The 14,652-nt window shown below is 42.1% G+C and carries 14 protein-coding genes and 1 pseudogene; 6 read left to right on the forward strand and 9 right to left on the reverse strand.

What is annotated here, in order from left to right; all coding sequences use genetic code 11:
• Positions 1-603: 603 nt before the first annotated feature.
• From EWV84_RS02705 to EWV84_RS02730, 6 genes are all read right to left on the reverse strand, one after another.
• Positions 604-804 carry a hypothetical protein gene (locus tag EWV84_RS02705; RefSeq protein ID WP_287076268.1) on the reverse strand — a complete coding sequence of 67 codons (201 nt, stop codon included), beginning with the start codon at positions 802-804 and terminating at the stop codon, positions 604-606.
• Positions 805-844: 40 nt separating this feature from the next.
• Positions 845-1,300 carry an NUDIX hydrolase gene (locus EWV84_RS02710; protein ID WP_287076270.1) on the reverse strand — a complete coding sequence of 152 codons (456 nt, stop codon included), beginning with the start codon at positions 1,298-1,300 and terminating at the stop codon, positions 845-847.
• A gap of 99 nt (positions 1,301-1,399) precedes the next feature.
• The gene (gene argH / locus EWV84_RS02715) at positions 1,400-2,788 is read right to left on the reverse strand and encodes an argininosuccinate lyase (RefSeq protein WP_287076273.1); all 1,389 of its coding nucleotides are present in this window, start codon (positions 2,786-2,788) and stop codon (positions 1,400-1,402) included.
• A 518-nt stretch (positions 2,789-3,306) separates the two neighbouring features.
• Positions 3,307-3,510 (reverse strand): hypothetical protein, encoded by a 204-nt coding sequence (locus EWV84_RS02720; RefSeq protein ID WP_286825319.1) that lies wholly within the window; start codon positions 3,508-3,510, stop codon positions 3,307-3,309.
• A 106-nt stretch (positions 3,511-3,616) separates the two neighbouring features.
• Positions 3,617-4,228, reverse strand: coding sequence for a class II aldolase/adducin family protein (locus tag EWV84_RS02725; RefSeq protein WP_287076275.1), 612 nt, complete (start codon positions 4,226-4,228; stop codon positions 3,617-3,619).
• 8 nt (positions 4,229-4,236) lie between these two features.
• Positions 4,237-4,560: a hypothetical protein gene (locus tag EWV84_RS02730; protein WP_287076277.1), complete on the reverse strand. Its 324-nt coding sequence runs from the start codon at positions 4,558-4,560 to the stop codon at positions 4,237-4,239.
• A gap of 279 nt (positions 4,561-4,839) precedes the next feature.
• On the opposite strand from EWV84_RS02730, the gene EWV84_RS02735 reads away from it, so the two are divergent.
• Positions 4,840-5,733: a ferritin-like domain-containing protein gene (locus EWV84_RS02735; RefSeq protein WP_287076279.1), complete on the forward strand. Its 894-nt coding sequence runs from the start codon at positions 4,840-4,842 to the stop codon at positions 5,731-5,733.
• Between the two features lie 163 nt (positions 5,734-5,896).
• A complete protein-coding gene (locus EWV84_RS02740; protein ID WP_286825329.1) occupies positions 5,897-6,961 on the forward strand; it encodes a pentapeptide repeat-containing protein in 1,065 nt (354 codons plus the stop codon).
• 79 nt (positions 6,962-7,040) lie between these two features.
• Here EWV84_RS02740 and EWV84_RS02745 read toward each other — a convergent pair whose 3' ends face one another.
• On the reverse strand, positions 7,041-7,793 hold the full coding sequence (locus EWV84_RS02745) for a Uma2 family endonuclease (protein ID WP_287076282.1): 753 nt from the start codon (positions 7,791-7,793) through the stop codon (positions 7,041-7,043).
• A gap of 118 nt (positions 7,794-7,911) precedes the next feature.
• Positions 7,912-8,544, reverse strand: coding sequence for a response regulator (locus tag EWV84_RS02750; RefSeq protein WP_286825324.1), 633 nt, complete (start codon positions 8,542-8,544; stop codon positions 7,912-7,914).
• Between the two features lie 276 nt (positions 8,545-8,820).
• On the opposite strand from EWV84_RS02750, the gene EWV84_RS02755 reads away from it, so the two are divergent.
• From EWV84_RS02755 to EWV84_RS02770, 4 genes are all read left to right on the forward strand, one after another.
• A complete protein-coding gene (locus EWV84_RS02755) occupies positions 8,821-11,058 on the forward strand; it encodes a sensor histidine kinase (protein ID WP_287076283.1) in 2,238 nt (745 codons plus the stop codon).
• Positions 11,059-11,081: 23 nt separating this feature from the next.
• On the forward strand, positions 11,082-12,593 hold the full coding sequence (locus EWV84_RS02760; protein WP_287076285.1) for a glycosyltransferase family 39 protein: 1,512 nt from the start codon (positions 11,082-11,084) through the stop codon (positions 12,591-12,593).
• A gap of 549 nt (positions 12,594-13,142) precedes the next feature.
• Positions 13,143-14,144 (forward strand): pentapeptide repeat-containing protein, encoded by a 1,002-nt coding sequence (locus tag EWV84_RS02765; protein WP_287076287.1) that lies wholly within the window; start codon positions 13,143-13,145, stop codon positions 14,142-14,144.
• A gap of 39 nt (positions 14,145-14,183) precedes the next feature.
• On the forward strand, positions 14,184-14,363 hold the full coding sequence (locus EWV84_RS02770; RefSeq protein ID WP_287076289.1) for a hypothetical protein: 180 nt from the start codon (positions 14,184-14,186) through the stop codon (positions 14,361-14,363).
• Between the two features lie 48 nt (positions 14,364-14,411).
• Here the strand turns inward: EWV84_RS02770 and EWV84_RS02775 are convergent.
• Positions 14,412-14,652: pseudogene (locus tag EWV84_RS02775) on the reverse strand (Rpn family recombination-promoting nuclease/putative transposase); the annotation flags it as partial.

Genomic DNA, 14,652 nt, shown 5'->3' on the forward strand with positions numbered 1-14,652 from the left:
CATCCGTTGTGATAATTGTACCGGAAGGCAATTGATAGCCTGTTAAATTCCCTTGTTTCCACCACCTCCAAGCCGTTCGATAACTTATTCTTGTTTTTTTTGCCTAGTCTGATAGTTTCGTGTTCACATATTACCATGACTGGCTATATATGACTATATTTGTATTGAAACTTTACAATACTAAATCCGTTAATTATAGGCTACATATCAGTACAGGCAATAGACAAAAGGGGCCATAGATAATCAGTCTTTAATAACCGAATTTAGTGCCAGACGCTTCACGAATTGGAAGCAAGGCTTGACTACTGAAAGTATTGCCCTGACAGTATTCTACACCCCATTTTCCGAGGGAGGGTTAAATTATCTCCAAAAAATAAAAATTATTCTCAATAAGTCAGATTGTCAAGTCCCGAACCCCAGAAGTACAAGGGCATCCGAGGGGGTCAACGAGAGAATGAGGATTTTAGTGATTGCCTTACCCCCTCAGATGCTTATGGATTATCACAACAATATAAATTTATCTTATATTAATACTCAAAGAAAAGGTTTTTCTCCGCTCCACTACCTTATTGACTCTCCCGTTAAAAGCGAGGGATTCTTAGTTCATAGAGTTTCCTGACGAATAGCTTCATCAATAGCAGAACACTGACTTGGTTTGATCACCGCTTTCATTTCTAATGTAGTAGTTTTCATCAAAAGGGGGAATAAATAATCAGTTTTTGAATAACCGGATTTAGTATAAAATATCGGGGCTAATTTTAATGACCACCTGTTCAGCAAAATCCCAGCTACAATTTCTAGCATGGAGTCACGTTTAAGGGAACTGTTGACAAATAGGACAAAATCAAGCCACTACAGTGGCACCCCTGAGATAATCTTCTAGTTGGCGACCATTATCGTGACTGAGATTGCCTAGAGGTAAAGTTTCGACGCTAAAAGCTCTCACCTCGCTCACTTCTAATGTATCTTTGATCTGAAAATTCCCTGCGGCTGTCACTTCAATTAGCACTGAAATGGAGTGAATGCGCGGATCACGCTCAAAAGAGGAATAAACCCCCACTAAACGCCCTAAACTAACTAAATTTAATCCTGTTTCCTCTTTTAATTCCCTTTGAGCAGTATTAAGAATATCTTCCCCCCAATCGATCATTCCCCCCGGTAGGGCCCATTTGCCAGTGTCTCTGCGTCGGATTAAAACAATTGTACCATCAGCAAGCCGGGGAATTATTGTCACCCCAGTTACAGGATGACGAAAGATAATTCCCATCACACTTTTAATAAAATGCCAAAGACGAATCATGGGGGATGGGGGATGGGGGATGGGGGATGGGGGATGGGGAGTCAGAAGACAAATTCATCATATTTTTGCCTATTGCCTAACACCTATCCCCTAACAATATCAATCATGATGGAGAATGGCTTTAGCTTGAATTAAAGCCGATCGCACTTGTTCAAAACCTGTGCCACCATAGCTATTACGGGCTGCTACCACCTGACGAGGAGCGATCGCGTCGTAGATATCGGCCTCAAAAGCTGGATGTAATTCTTGCCATTCGGTCAGGGTTAAATCTTTCAATAACTTACCGGCTGCCAAACTGCTTTTAACGACTTTCCCGACTAAATTATAAGCTTCTCGGAAGGGAATCCCCTTACTGGCTAAATAATCCGCCACATCCGTTGCATTAGAAAAATCTTCCGCCACCGCGTTAGCTAATCGGTCAGTTTTAAATTGAATCCCGGTGGCTAAAAGTACCGTCATCGCTTGCAAACAAATCCGCACGGTTTTAACGCCATCAAATAACGCCTCCTTGTCCTCCTGCAAGTCTTTGTTATAGGCCAGGGGTAAACCCTTCATTAAGGTCAATAACGCTTGTAAATGTCCAAAAACCCGCCCTGTTTTGCCGCGCACCAATTCGGGAACATCGGGATTTTTTTTCTGGGGCATAATGCTAGATCCCGTGGCACAACTATCGGTGAGAGTGATAAAACTAAATTCTTGGGAAGACCAGAGAATTATTTCTTCGCTCAAACGGCTCAGGTGTACCATAATCAGACTAGCGGCCGTCATGAATTCAATGGCAAAATCTCGATCGCTAACTCCATCGAGACTATTGTTGTACACCTGCTCAAAATCGAGTAAATTGGCGCTGTAATGACGATCGATCGGAAAAGTCGTCCCCGCTAAAGCGCCACATCCTAGGGGCGAAATATTAGTCCTGGCGCGAATTTCTCCTAATCTTTGGTGATCCCGTTCGGCCATTTGAAAATAAGCGAGGAGATGATGGGCTAAACTAATCGGTTGAGCGCGCTGCAGGTGGGTATAACCGGGGATCAGGGTTTCCAGATGGTTTTCGGCGTGATTGACTAAAGCTTGCTGAAAATTGCGAATTTCTTGCCTAATATCATCGATTTGTTGTCTAAGATACAGACGAATATCCGTTCCTACCTGATCGTTTCGCGAACGGGCCGTGTGCAGTTTTTTGCCCACATCTCCCACGATCTCGGTTAAACGACGTTCCACGGCAAAATGCACGTCCTCTTGATCGATGCCGGGGTTAAAGTTGCCGGTGCGGTATTCTTGACGAATTTGTTCCAATCCAGAGACGAGACGATCAGCTTCTGCGGGGGTGATAATACCCGTATAGGCGAGCATTTTAGCGTGAGCGATCGATCCGGTGAGATCATACTCGATTAATTCGATATCAAAGCCAATACTGGCGTTAAATTCTACGATCGTAGGATGGAGACTACCTTCAAAGCGATCGCTCCAAGTTTTCTTTGCTGTCACTTTTTTCGTTAGATGATTGTGGTTGAAAATCTCCACCCTAAAAGTGCGGAGATTCTTGATCTGAATCCTGCCTCTACTAGCAAGGCTAATTTTGGTCTTACAGTTTCATGTCTAGTCCGACTACACCTATAATAAGGCAAGCACTCTTAAAGACTACTCCCCAAGCATAAATTTCTGTCTGTCCCACAGTATTTAATTGTTTTGCGTTCTTACAGTTTGGACTTAATTGAACACCATTGACTGTTAGAAATTTTGAGATCACGGAGTAGGACGTTTAACCTGTTTGCTCACGTTCTCACGGTCGGAACCCCCTACAAACACCTTAGCACAAGGCCGTGCTAAAAGAACGGGGTTTTCAACCCAAATTTCCGATAAAGTCAACCAAAATATGCTGGGCAGTTTTTAGGGATAATCCGGTGCTGATAGCATTACCGCTTCAGGTTAGAAAAATCTCCAACTCTACAAGCATAAGAATAGCAAGAATTGCTCACTCTGGCTGAAGGCTGATAGGCGAAAAGCTAATAAGAAGTAAAACCTCGAAACAGATAACCGACAATCAAACCGATTAATAAGGCCCATGCTTGCCCAGTTTTGACGAAATTTGAGAAGGATTTCTGGACATTCCCGATGATATCCACGTCTTGATCCGAAATAGTCATCAAGACATTGGTAAGAGGCGAAAAGTCGATCGAGACAGATAGATGATGGAAGATGTCGATCACGATAGAATTCCTCAAAGACGAAAATCTACAGAACAAGTTAACATGAAAACGCCTCAATAAAAACCCCTTTTTTCTCCCTGGTGGTGAGTTGGAGAGGAGGTCACTTTCAAGATGATTGAAATTGCTGGTAATAGGATAATAATAAATTGCCCGCTTTTGCTAAATCTTGACCAAAGGCGATAATTCCTTCTTCATGACCACTCATCACTAAAATTTGTTGCTCCTCTAGACGATCTTCTTGACATAAACGGATAATTTCTGCGGCCATTTCTGGGGTTCCATAGGCAATATTTTCTTGAGTAGTCGGCACGCGATACATCAAATTTTGCCACAGGGGGCGATGATGAATATGAATCACCCCATTAATCTGGGGATTCGCTTCATAAATTGCTCCATGGGTGAGAGTTTCCGAAGAAGCGGCAATTGTTCCCCGACAAGTGACCCGATTTTCTCTCCAATCGTAGTCTATAACTGTGGTGTAATGGGATTCATTTAATACTGGGATTCCCCCAGTGTTAGTGCCAGAAATAATAATTTCTTTGTCTATTTTCCCTCGTTGACTCACATTCCCAAAACCGATTCCGTTATCGTATTGACCGATTAATCCCAGTCGATAGAGGCGATTGCGCCAATAATTTAATTCGGCAATCTCTGAGCTTGCTAAGGGACGGTCAGGAATCCAAGTACAATTATATTTAACGTAACCTTCATCAATCATAAATTTTTCTAAAAATATTCAGGATAATTTTGACACACTTTCCGCACAAAGTCCTGGAGAGGATAGGAAATATTAGTGATATAATTATCTTTAATGACTTGGGATAATAGGGGTAAAACTTCCGTGTCTAAGGCGGGTTTAAATAAGTCCATCGGCAGGATTAAATCGGAACCTTCCCGCACATCAATTGTCTCAAAATTATCGGCTACAATTAACCAAAGAGGACGCACCCAAAGAGCCGAACGACTTTCGATCACCTGAATTACTTCTCCGTATAAAGTTCGATTTTTGCAGAATAAACTAACAATTTGATGGGGAGTAAATGTGTTCATAGACAATTCTAGTTTTCCTCGATAAGCTAAGACGCATTTTAACCGCTTATTCTTAGATTAGCCGAATCTCCCCCCAATCTCTTTACTCTTGCAAGAGCCAACAGTAAAGAGTGTCTCATCTCAACAAGCAATTTAAATGCGCGGGCAGCTTATCTTTCACTGGTCACTGATTACTGTTTACTGATCACTGAAAAAAGCTTGCCACTTGCCGCTCCCTTGCCAGATTGGGAAAAAACTCCGTTAGAATACGGGAAGCCGTTTACAAAACGATACAAACTCATGACCGTTGCTTACCCTCGCAAATTCAAGAAGACGATGAGCGCTCGCGACATCATGAAGCGTGTCATTAGCGATTGCGAAATTCATCTTGTCACCCTCAACCGCTACCGCTACAACGAACAACGTAGCTGTAAAGACCTGACCGAACTGATCGAAACCTTAGACGGACAACCGAAAGAACTGATACAGGAGCTTTCCCACCACGTCGCCGATGAGGCGCGCCATGCCTACTGGTTAACCGATTTATTGATCGAATTGGGGGCCGATGTGGGGAAACCGCCGGGGTTGTCCTATATCGATGAATTTGAACGTCTTCTCGATCAAGATCAATTCCAAGGCGAAGAACAAAGGGAAGACCTACTGATTGCGGCCCTAGCGGCAATTAACGTCACGGAAAAACGGGGATGCGAATACTTTGCCGCCCATATCTATGCCCTCAAAGCAGGGGAACAAACCCCAGAAAATCTGAAAATTCAGGAAACGATCGCCAAAATCTTTCCTGAAGAAGCCGGTCATGTGCGTTGGGGCAATCGTTGGTTAGCCAAAATTGCCCAAAAAAGCCCCGAACATCGGCAAAAAGTCGAAAAAGCCAAGGCCAAATACTCAGCGATCGAACAGGCCGCCTATGAATCGGGTATGGATATCACCCTGGGGGCAGAATTGCGCCGCGTCGGTCATTTAATGGAAATCGCCGCCACTATGCCGCTTTGGGAACGTCCTCAATATCTGATGGAACGTTTACCCCAAAGCCTTCTCGACCCGAAATGGCAATTATTCCGGGTAGAAGCGGCTCAAAAAGCCTGGAATCGTGATCCACAAATGTTTATGGAACGCTTTTTGCCGATGTTTTTTAATGCGGACGACAATATCGGCAAAAAAGAGAAAGTCAACTAATTTAACCTTGATTTTCAGGGGCAATCGTTCAGCGATCGCCGAAGAAATGTTCATCGAGGATCGAGAAAATCGGCTATTGTTTTAAATAGGGGTGAATTCTCAGCTTTAGGGCCAGAGAAACACCACTTTTTTACTGTTTATTTTGGCTTTTCTCTTTTAGATTATGCGTCTTTTAGCTGCCTTTGATCGCTATCCCGATAGTGTATCTTTAACCCTAGAACCAGTAGCCACCGACTCGCAAAAATTTGATTTATATTTAACTTTACACCTACAAGCTCAAATTCAATCTCTCCTCGGCGGGGAAATGAAATGGGGACTGAAAGGAGGAAAATTAGATTTTGTTTTAGTTAATTGTCACCTAACACCAAATCCTCTTTCTAGTCAAGAGTTATACATAAATCGTATTAATAATCATCAATGGCGGTTATCGTTCAAAAGTCCTCAGTCAATATTTACAGGAGCGATCAAAAGGATTAACCTAGGAACCGTGAGTGTGGAGGAAGAACCTTATCATCTCACGGTGCAATTTTCGGTGACAGATTCTGATATCTGTATCACGGAAACATCGGGATTATGGAAACACGATATAAGCCCCAATAAACATAGTATTTTAGAGCGAAAGTTAGCATTTTTCCTGATGGAAAATCAATTTGATGCTTTTTTGAGTCGTATTTCTTTGGGGTCATCGCAAGTAGAATTAGATACTGTTCTAGTTGAACCGAAACCAGCAGCATCAGAAAATTTAGAGAAATTGCCAGCACAAATCGAGGGAATTTATGCTTCTGTTAGTGATGATTTTCTCGAACTGGCCCAATTAGCTGAACTCGATCCCCTAAGGGATTTTACTGGGGCAAATCTCCTAGCAGCGGAATTAAGTGGTATATCTTTAGGTATGGCCAATCTCTATCAAGCTAATCTGCGCGGGGCCAATTTAACCGATGCTGATTTAAGCGAAATTAATGGCAGTCATGCTAGTTTCAAAGGAGCGGATTTAAGCGGAGCCTTATTAGCTAATGCCGATTTAAGTTATGCTGATTTTTACCGTTCTAGTTTGGCTTTAGCTAATTTAATCGGCTCCAATTTAGAAGGAGCTAATTTGGTTGAAGTCAACATCACTCAAGCGAATTTTAGCGGAGCAAAAGTGAAGGGGGCAAAGTTTGCCGATAATGTGGGTATGACCGAGGAATTGCGGGAAAACTTACGCTTGCGCGGAGCTTTCTGCGATTAGTCAACTATTAAGCCTCTAAGATGCTACTAAATCCGCTCACCGCTCACCGAAAATAGCGTTATTGAATAACAAAAGAAGATTAGAGATTTTCCTCGGTATCTATGCCCAATTCCCGCAGTTTAGCCGCTAATTTCGCCGCTTTTTGCTTTTCTTGCTGGACTTGGTTTTCTGCCTCTAAAACCCGATTTTCTGCCTCTACAGCCCGATTTTCTGCCTGTTGTGCCGCTTCTGCGGGAGTGGGTACTAATTCACCTTCGGGGGTAAAATAGCGCAATTTATTGGCAGATAAACCCAAATATAAGCCTAATTGTTGACTCCAGAGCCATCCCTGGGCATTGGGGGTAATCGGTTGATATTGACCGCTAATTAGGGTAAATCCTTGAAATTCTAGGCTTTCTGGGTCAAACCAAAAATAATCGGGAGTGCGAAATATATCTTGATAAATTTGTTTTTTCTCCTCTCGGTCAACTTTGGCGGTACTATCGGAGAGAATTTCGATAATTAAATTGGGATATTTGCCCTCTTCTCGCCAAACTACCCAACTTCTGCGGTTGGGGTTGGAATTTGTCCCCAAAACGACGAAAAAATCAGGACCACGGAAGAATTCTGACTTTTTCTGGTTGGGACTGTAATAAATGGTTAAATTGCCGGCGGCAAAATAATCTTCTCGCTCGCGCCACCACCATTCTAAACACTGAATTAGTAAAATAATTTGTTGTAGATGTAGGTTACTTTCCAAGGGTGGTTCATCACTCCAAAATTGGCCTTGTGGGAAGATTATCTCAGGGTTTACATGAGACTCGACTAGGGGTAAGCTTTGAGCGATAGTCATGGTTTTCCAACAGAGATAGGTCGAGAACTTATTATAAATGATTGAAGGGATTTTTTGAGCAATTGTAGCAGTAGCAATTGAGGTAGAATATTCTTGTTAGTAAATCGCCATTTTCCCCTTAAACAATACCCGATCGCAGGGCAATTACCGCCGCTTGTACTCGGTCGTCCACGGCCAATTTATTCATAATGCCCCGCACATGGGTTTTAATCGTATTGGTACTTAAATAAAGTTGTTCGGCGATTTCAGCGTTACTTTTGCCCTCAACAATTAACTTTAAAACCTCCATTTCTCGCTCCGATAAAAGTGCTAGATTGGGATTAGGTTGCACTGCCGGCGGTTTGAGATTATCCATGACTAAACGGGCAATTTGGGGGTCTAAATAGGTGGCTCCGTCCTTAGCTGCTTCAATAGCGGCCAAAAGGCGATCGAGACTCGCTCCCTTGATACAATAGGCATCAGCACCACTAGCCAGAGCTGCGATCACTTCCTGTGGGAGAGTGTGGGAAGTGAGCATGACCACATGAACATTAGCTAAACCCTCCTTAATCTGTTTAGTTGCCGCAATGCCATCGAGACGGGGTAAACCGATGTCCATGACCACTAAATCCGGCCGTAGGGATAGGGCTAATTGTACCCCCGCTAGACCATCACTAGCTTGACCAACAATCTCAAAATCCGGCTGTTCACCGAGCGCTTGTTCTAAACCTAACTGCATTAAAGGATCGTCTTCAACAATTAAAATCCGCATGATCTTTGATTCCTAACGGGAAAATGTACGGTTTTCACCCATCTGCATGAGGCAGAACTACTCCTAGTTTAGGCAATCTGGAGATAGATTAACAGTGACCAGTGACCAGTGACCAGTGACCAGTGACCAGTGACCAGTAAACAGTAATCAGTGAAAAGACAGTGAGAAACTACTATTTAATACTGCCAGCTTAATACATACTGCTCACTTAGAACTCAAATCTGATAACTGATAACTGATGACTGATAACTGATAACTGATAACTGATAACTGAAAATGCTACGGATTTCATCAGATCGGTCTAAAATTGTGCTTGTTGCCCTAGTTTATCTGGGTGTTGGTTGGCTAGGCTATCTCTGCTTAAATTTAGGCTCGCGACCTGCTCCGATTTGGATGAGTGCTGGTATTGGCTTAACTGCGGTTTTTTTAGGGGGAAAAAGGCTAGTTTTAGGCGTTTTTATCGGGGATTTGCTTCTTACCTTCTTTTTAGCGGCCAGTTGGCCCATAGCTCTATTTTCGGCACTCGGTAGCAGTTTATCGGCTCTGTTAGGGGCGCAATTCTTGCATTATCTGAGATTTTCCGCCACTTTGCAGCGCATTCGCGATATCCTTTTACTGGTATTTTTAGCGGCTTTATTAGCCTCGGCAGTCAATGCCACTATCGATACTTTTGCCCGTAGTTGGCTAAATACTTGGGATTGGCGGCAATTTGGACAGTCTTGGGGCATTATCTGGCTCGGAGATAGTACGGGTATATTAATGACCACGCCGCTGCTGTTGCGTTTTTCCTTCCATCGTCACTCCCTGCGGGAACCAAGGCAACCCCAACGCCTTGGCGAGGCCTTACTTTGTCTGAGTTTGCTAACGGTGGTGACTTCCGTGGTTTTTGGTGATCAACAGGATTTTCTTAACCCCGATTGGAGTATGGTGCAGTACCTCGAATATCTGCCTTTTCCTTTTGTGGTTTGGGCTGCCATGCGTTTTCAGACTTGGGGAGCGGTAATAGCCAATTTTATAGTATCTATTTTAGCTTTGATGGGATTGGCCAAGGGAATCAGCCCTTTTATCCTACAGGCTCCCGATTATACCAGAGGTGTCTTGATCTTACAAATCTTTTTAGTTATTGTCATGTCAACTTCTCTGTTTTTATCGGCGGCGATTAGCGAAAGACAACAGATCGATCGAGCTTTAAATGAAACTTTAGAACGAGAACATTTACTAACACAAGTTGCTTTAAAAGTCCATCAATCTTTAGATATAGATCAGGTTTTAAATACCATTGTTGAGGAAATCAGACATTTTCTCGATGTCGATCAAGTCTATATCGGTCACTGTCAAGAGCGGGGTTGGTCCAAGGTAATCGCTGAGTCCCGTCGTCCCGAGATTCCCTCGCTGATGGGTTGGTTTCCTGAACCAGAATTACTCGAAGAATTGGGACAATTATTTTCTTTAGATAAGTTAATTATTGCTGATAATACCGCTAAGGTGCAAACTCTGCCGACTCTCAAGGGTTATTACGAATACCTGCAAGTTAAATCCTCTTTAGTTTTACCTCTAACGGTTAATAATCAACATTTAGGTGCTTTAGTTGTCCATCAATATTCCCATCCTCGTCATTGGCAAAAAAGCGAGGTCAAATTATTAGAACAGTTAGCCACCCAAGTTTGTATTGCTATCGGCCAAGCGCAACTATATCAGAGGGTGCAAAGCTTGAATAATAATTTAGAACGGGAAGTGGCAGCAAGAACCTTGGAACTGCGGGAAAAAGTCCGGGAAATTCAGCGTTTATACGAAATGAAAACGGTTTTTTTACAGGCAGTATCCCACGATCTTCGCACTTCGATTATGGGATTAGTGATGTTATTAAAAAATTTACAGTGTCGGCAAACAGAAAAAGTAACTATCTCGCGAGCAATGCTCGATCAGGTGGTGCGTAGTTGCGATCGACAATTAACTTTAATTAATGCTTTATCAGAAAATCATTTTGCTGAAGAACGGCCTTTAATCTTACATCGTCAACCTCTATCTTTAAAAGAACAGGTGGAAATTTGGCTCAAAGATTGGCAGAAAGATTTTGATTTATACCAAGCTACTTTTATTAATCTTCTCCCCGATGACTTACCCGCTATTGATGCTGATCCTTGTCAGCTAAGAAGTGTTTTTGAACAATTATTAAATAATGCCTTAAAACATAATCCTCCACCGATTCAATTAGCTTTAGATGCTCGTATTGACCAAGATATGCTCTACTGCACTTTAAGCGATAATGGCATTGGCATGGATGAGGAACAATGTCAACATCTTTTCCATTTATATGTAAGAAATCTTCATAATCAACACCTAACGGGAATCGGTTTAGGTTCCTACCAATGTCGGCAAATAATCGAGGCTCACTCTGGGAGAATTGGGGTAAAAAGTACCCCGCGGGTTGGCTCACAGTTTTGGTTTACTTTACCCCTTACCCATCAAAATTCTAGAGTGATTAAGCAGGAGTTAGTCAACAGTAATCAGTGATTTTTAACAGGATCGAGATAATTATGCTTACTCGTCAATCCGGGGTTAGATTTCCTTTAGGTTTATTGATTATTTTCAATATTTTCTATTTTGTCCATCTCGCCTACTATAGTTATGTTTGGCACGATGAATCTTTCGTCTTACTCCATCTTTCTGGTTACACACCCGAACAGTTAATTAACTATCTGTTCGATGGACAAATTAAATCTACAGAACAACTCTGGCAATTTCAAGGGGTTAATTCCGTGAAAGGTTTTCCTGATACCTTAGCCTCTCTTTATACTAGCTCGAATTACGATCTACCTCTCTATTATAGTTTCCTCTGGTTTTTAGCAAGGTTATCGGGCAATTCTTATCTAGTCTTAAGAGGATTTTCGGTAATTATTTGGCTTGGCATTTTAGGGAGTTTTTACCATTTGGCTTTGACTTTATTTAAAAATAAAAACGCCGCTTTAATCGCCACTACACTTATCTTCTTTTCCCCGCGTTTTACTGGTTATGCTCTAGGAATTTGGGAATACGGACTATATGTTTTCTGTTCGATACTTTCTAGCTGGTTATTTCTTAAAGCTATTGATTCCTCGCAACCAAAAAAAGATTGGTTTTTCTATAGTTTATCCCTAATCGCTGGTTTATATACCCATGTTTTCTTTATCTTTGTTCTAGTAGTCCATAGCCTATATTTTCTGTTGCAGCTGAATTCTTTTAACTCTTTAACCAAAAAATACTATAGCATCAGCTTACTTGCTTCTCTGTGGATTTATTCAATTTGGTTAACCCGGATTTTTACTGGTCGATTTACTATCTTTGGATGGTCAAAAGGCAGTTTACCCCTAGAGGTACTTTGGCAAAGATGGGTAAGAATGATCGCTCGTTTATTTTATAATTTTAGTTTAGCCAATCCCACCATCAACCCTATTATTGAATACTGCCTAATTATCCTCGTCATCATCTCCTTTATTTATCTGGGCAAAAAAGCCGATAAAAAAGTTTTTACCCTGATTATTCTCCTGACAATTATCCCATTTTTCTCTCTTTTAGCGTGGGATCTAATCAGAGGATTTCGCTACACGGCTGTGGGCAGATTTTACTTACCAAGTTTTCTCGGTATGCTGCTGGCAGTTACCTTTTTACTAAGCAACGGATTACAGCAGCACCAAGGCTGGGCAAAAATTCTCTTAATATTATTGCTAGTTTTCGGATTAATTGCCAAAATTCCCTATCCACCGCCGGCAACTAGATATGTGGGCTATGGTAGTAATATTCCCAACGCTTATACAATGATTAATCGCAGTCAAAAACCTCTAATTATTTCAGAACATTGGTTAGATACCTTGCCCCTTATCCATACTACTGATGCTAAGACAAAGTATTTATTTGTTCAGTCGAACCCTAAAGTTTCCATCCCATCCTTAAAAAATCAATTTACCGATATTTATCTCCTCAATCCTTCCCCTAGTCTCAGACAATATTTAGATGACCGGTCTATACAATTATCCCCTACGGAAAATCAAGCCTTTTGGCGAATTGATTAAAAAACCATTGACCCCTCTTGCCAAAACAGACCACAACCTGATAGACTCGATAAACCAAGGCTTCAGGGAATAGAATTGGGCAGTTCATCCCTAAGAGGGATTGACTTTTACAAAGTTTTATGCTTGCTCAACTGGAGAGTCCCCGAAATCTGGTGATTAAGAGTTTTAGCCTCTTGGCTACCGGACTGACTAAGCAGACCTAACAAATTCAACTGTATGATACCGAGTCAAGACATCGGCGAGGCAGTAGATTCAGTCAGAAAAACTGACGCACAAGACTTCTCTAATTTAATGCCTAGACCTGGCTGGCAACAAGTGGCGGGTTTAGGTAGAGACTGTTTTTGGTATTGAACCCCGATTCTTTTCGTTCTTTACCGGTTTTAGTGATTGCCAATAGGGATTTTAAGCCCGTAATTGGTTGAAAATTTCTATTTATTCGCAAAAATTCCCAGTCGCTCCCTGTACTAATCCTAGAGATCGACTTCATGATCAGTAATTTTCCCCAACCAATTCTCTGGAAATCAGCTTCCAGAACAATTTAGTTATTTTATGAGTAGCAATGCCTTAACCAATCGTGAACATCTAATCGAACTGTATAATCGAGGAGAACGCAACTTTGCGGAAGTCAGACTTAGCGGAGTCAATTTAAAGAGACAGTGTTTAAACCAGATTAACCTAAGTCATAGTTACTTAAAACGAGCCAATTTAGCCGAAGCTTGTTTAATTAACGCTAATTTCAAGGACGCTGCCCTCGAAGAAGTCAATTTAAGCAAAGCTTGTCTTATCGATGCTAACCTGACTAAAGCCGACCTTTCTGGGGCAAATTTGCGCCAAAGTCAACTAAGCGGCGCAATTTTGAGTAATACCATTCTCAAAAAGGCTGATTTAAGTTCTGCCTGTTTAATTCACAGTAGCTTACTTTTTGCTCAACTGTTCAAAGCGAATCTCGAAGCGGCTAATCTCACCTCAGCCACTTTAACCCATGCCATGGCGGGGAAAGCTAACCTAAAACGGGCTATTCTCACTCGTGCTATTCTTAGCTCTGCTAATCTTAGCCATGCTAACTTAAAAGAGGCTAACCTAATTCGAGCCTATCTCTATCAAGCTAATCTGGAAAACTGCCATCTTCAATACGCCGACCTCAGCTATGCCGATTTGCGCGGGGCGGATTTACGGGGGGCGGATTTACGTTATGCTAACCTCGAAGGTGCTAATCTGACGGGAGCTAACCTCAATTGTAGCGATTTTGAGGGAGCTAACTTAACCGGAGCCGATTTAAGCAAAACTGACGCTAATAAAGCCAATTTTCGCCAGGCTAACTTAACCGGTTGTAATCTGCTCGGTGCTAATTTAGCCTCCGCTAACCTTTCTGGTGCTAATCTACACCAAGCGGGATTACTCTTGAGTTATTTAGTGGGAAGCAATCTTAAACGAGCTAATCTCAAACAAGCTAACTTAATTGGGGCGATTTTAACCGAAAATAATCTTCTTTCTGCTTCCCTCGAAGAAACTATTCTTCCTAACGGTAGTCGCGGTAATCTCCTTTCCTAAATAGGGTTTGCGGCAAAAAGTTTTTCGTGGGGGTAGGGTGTGGGGTGTGGGGTGTGGGGTTTTAGCGATTTTGAGGGGGTCAATTACCTAATTTTCAGGCAAAAAGTACCTGAATTTTCCCCCCAATCACTCCTAGCTAAGGCACTTTTTGAGGGGAAAAAAGTCCAAAAGCCTTATCCAACAAGGTTTTTATATTTATTCAGCCAACCCCAACTATAGTGTAAGGAAGGCTTAAACGCCTTCCTTTTTGGCTAGGGACAAAGGCGATTATGTCCCGTTTTGTATAGCTCTAACCTGTTCAACCTCTAATTCTAAGGCGGATGCGACTTGCTCAACACTTAACCCTAAGGCTAACAAACGAGGGACCGCCTCTAGTGCTTTGTTTAGTCTGCCTTGCTCACGACCTTCCTGACGCGCTTCCTCGCGCACATCTTGAAAATACTGAGTTTGTTTTAATTCATCTAAACTAAACATAGTTTCTATCTCCCGACGATTGAGAAGCGGTAAC

This window comes from Microcystis sp. M_QC_C_20170808_M3Col, from assembly GCF_007095505.1.
Classification (GTDB): domain Bacteria; phylum Cyanobacteriota; class Cyanobacteriia; order Cyanobacteriales; family Microcystaceae; genus Microcystis.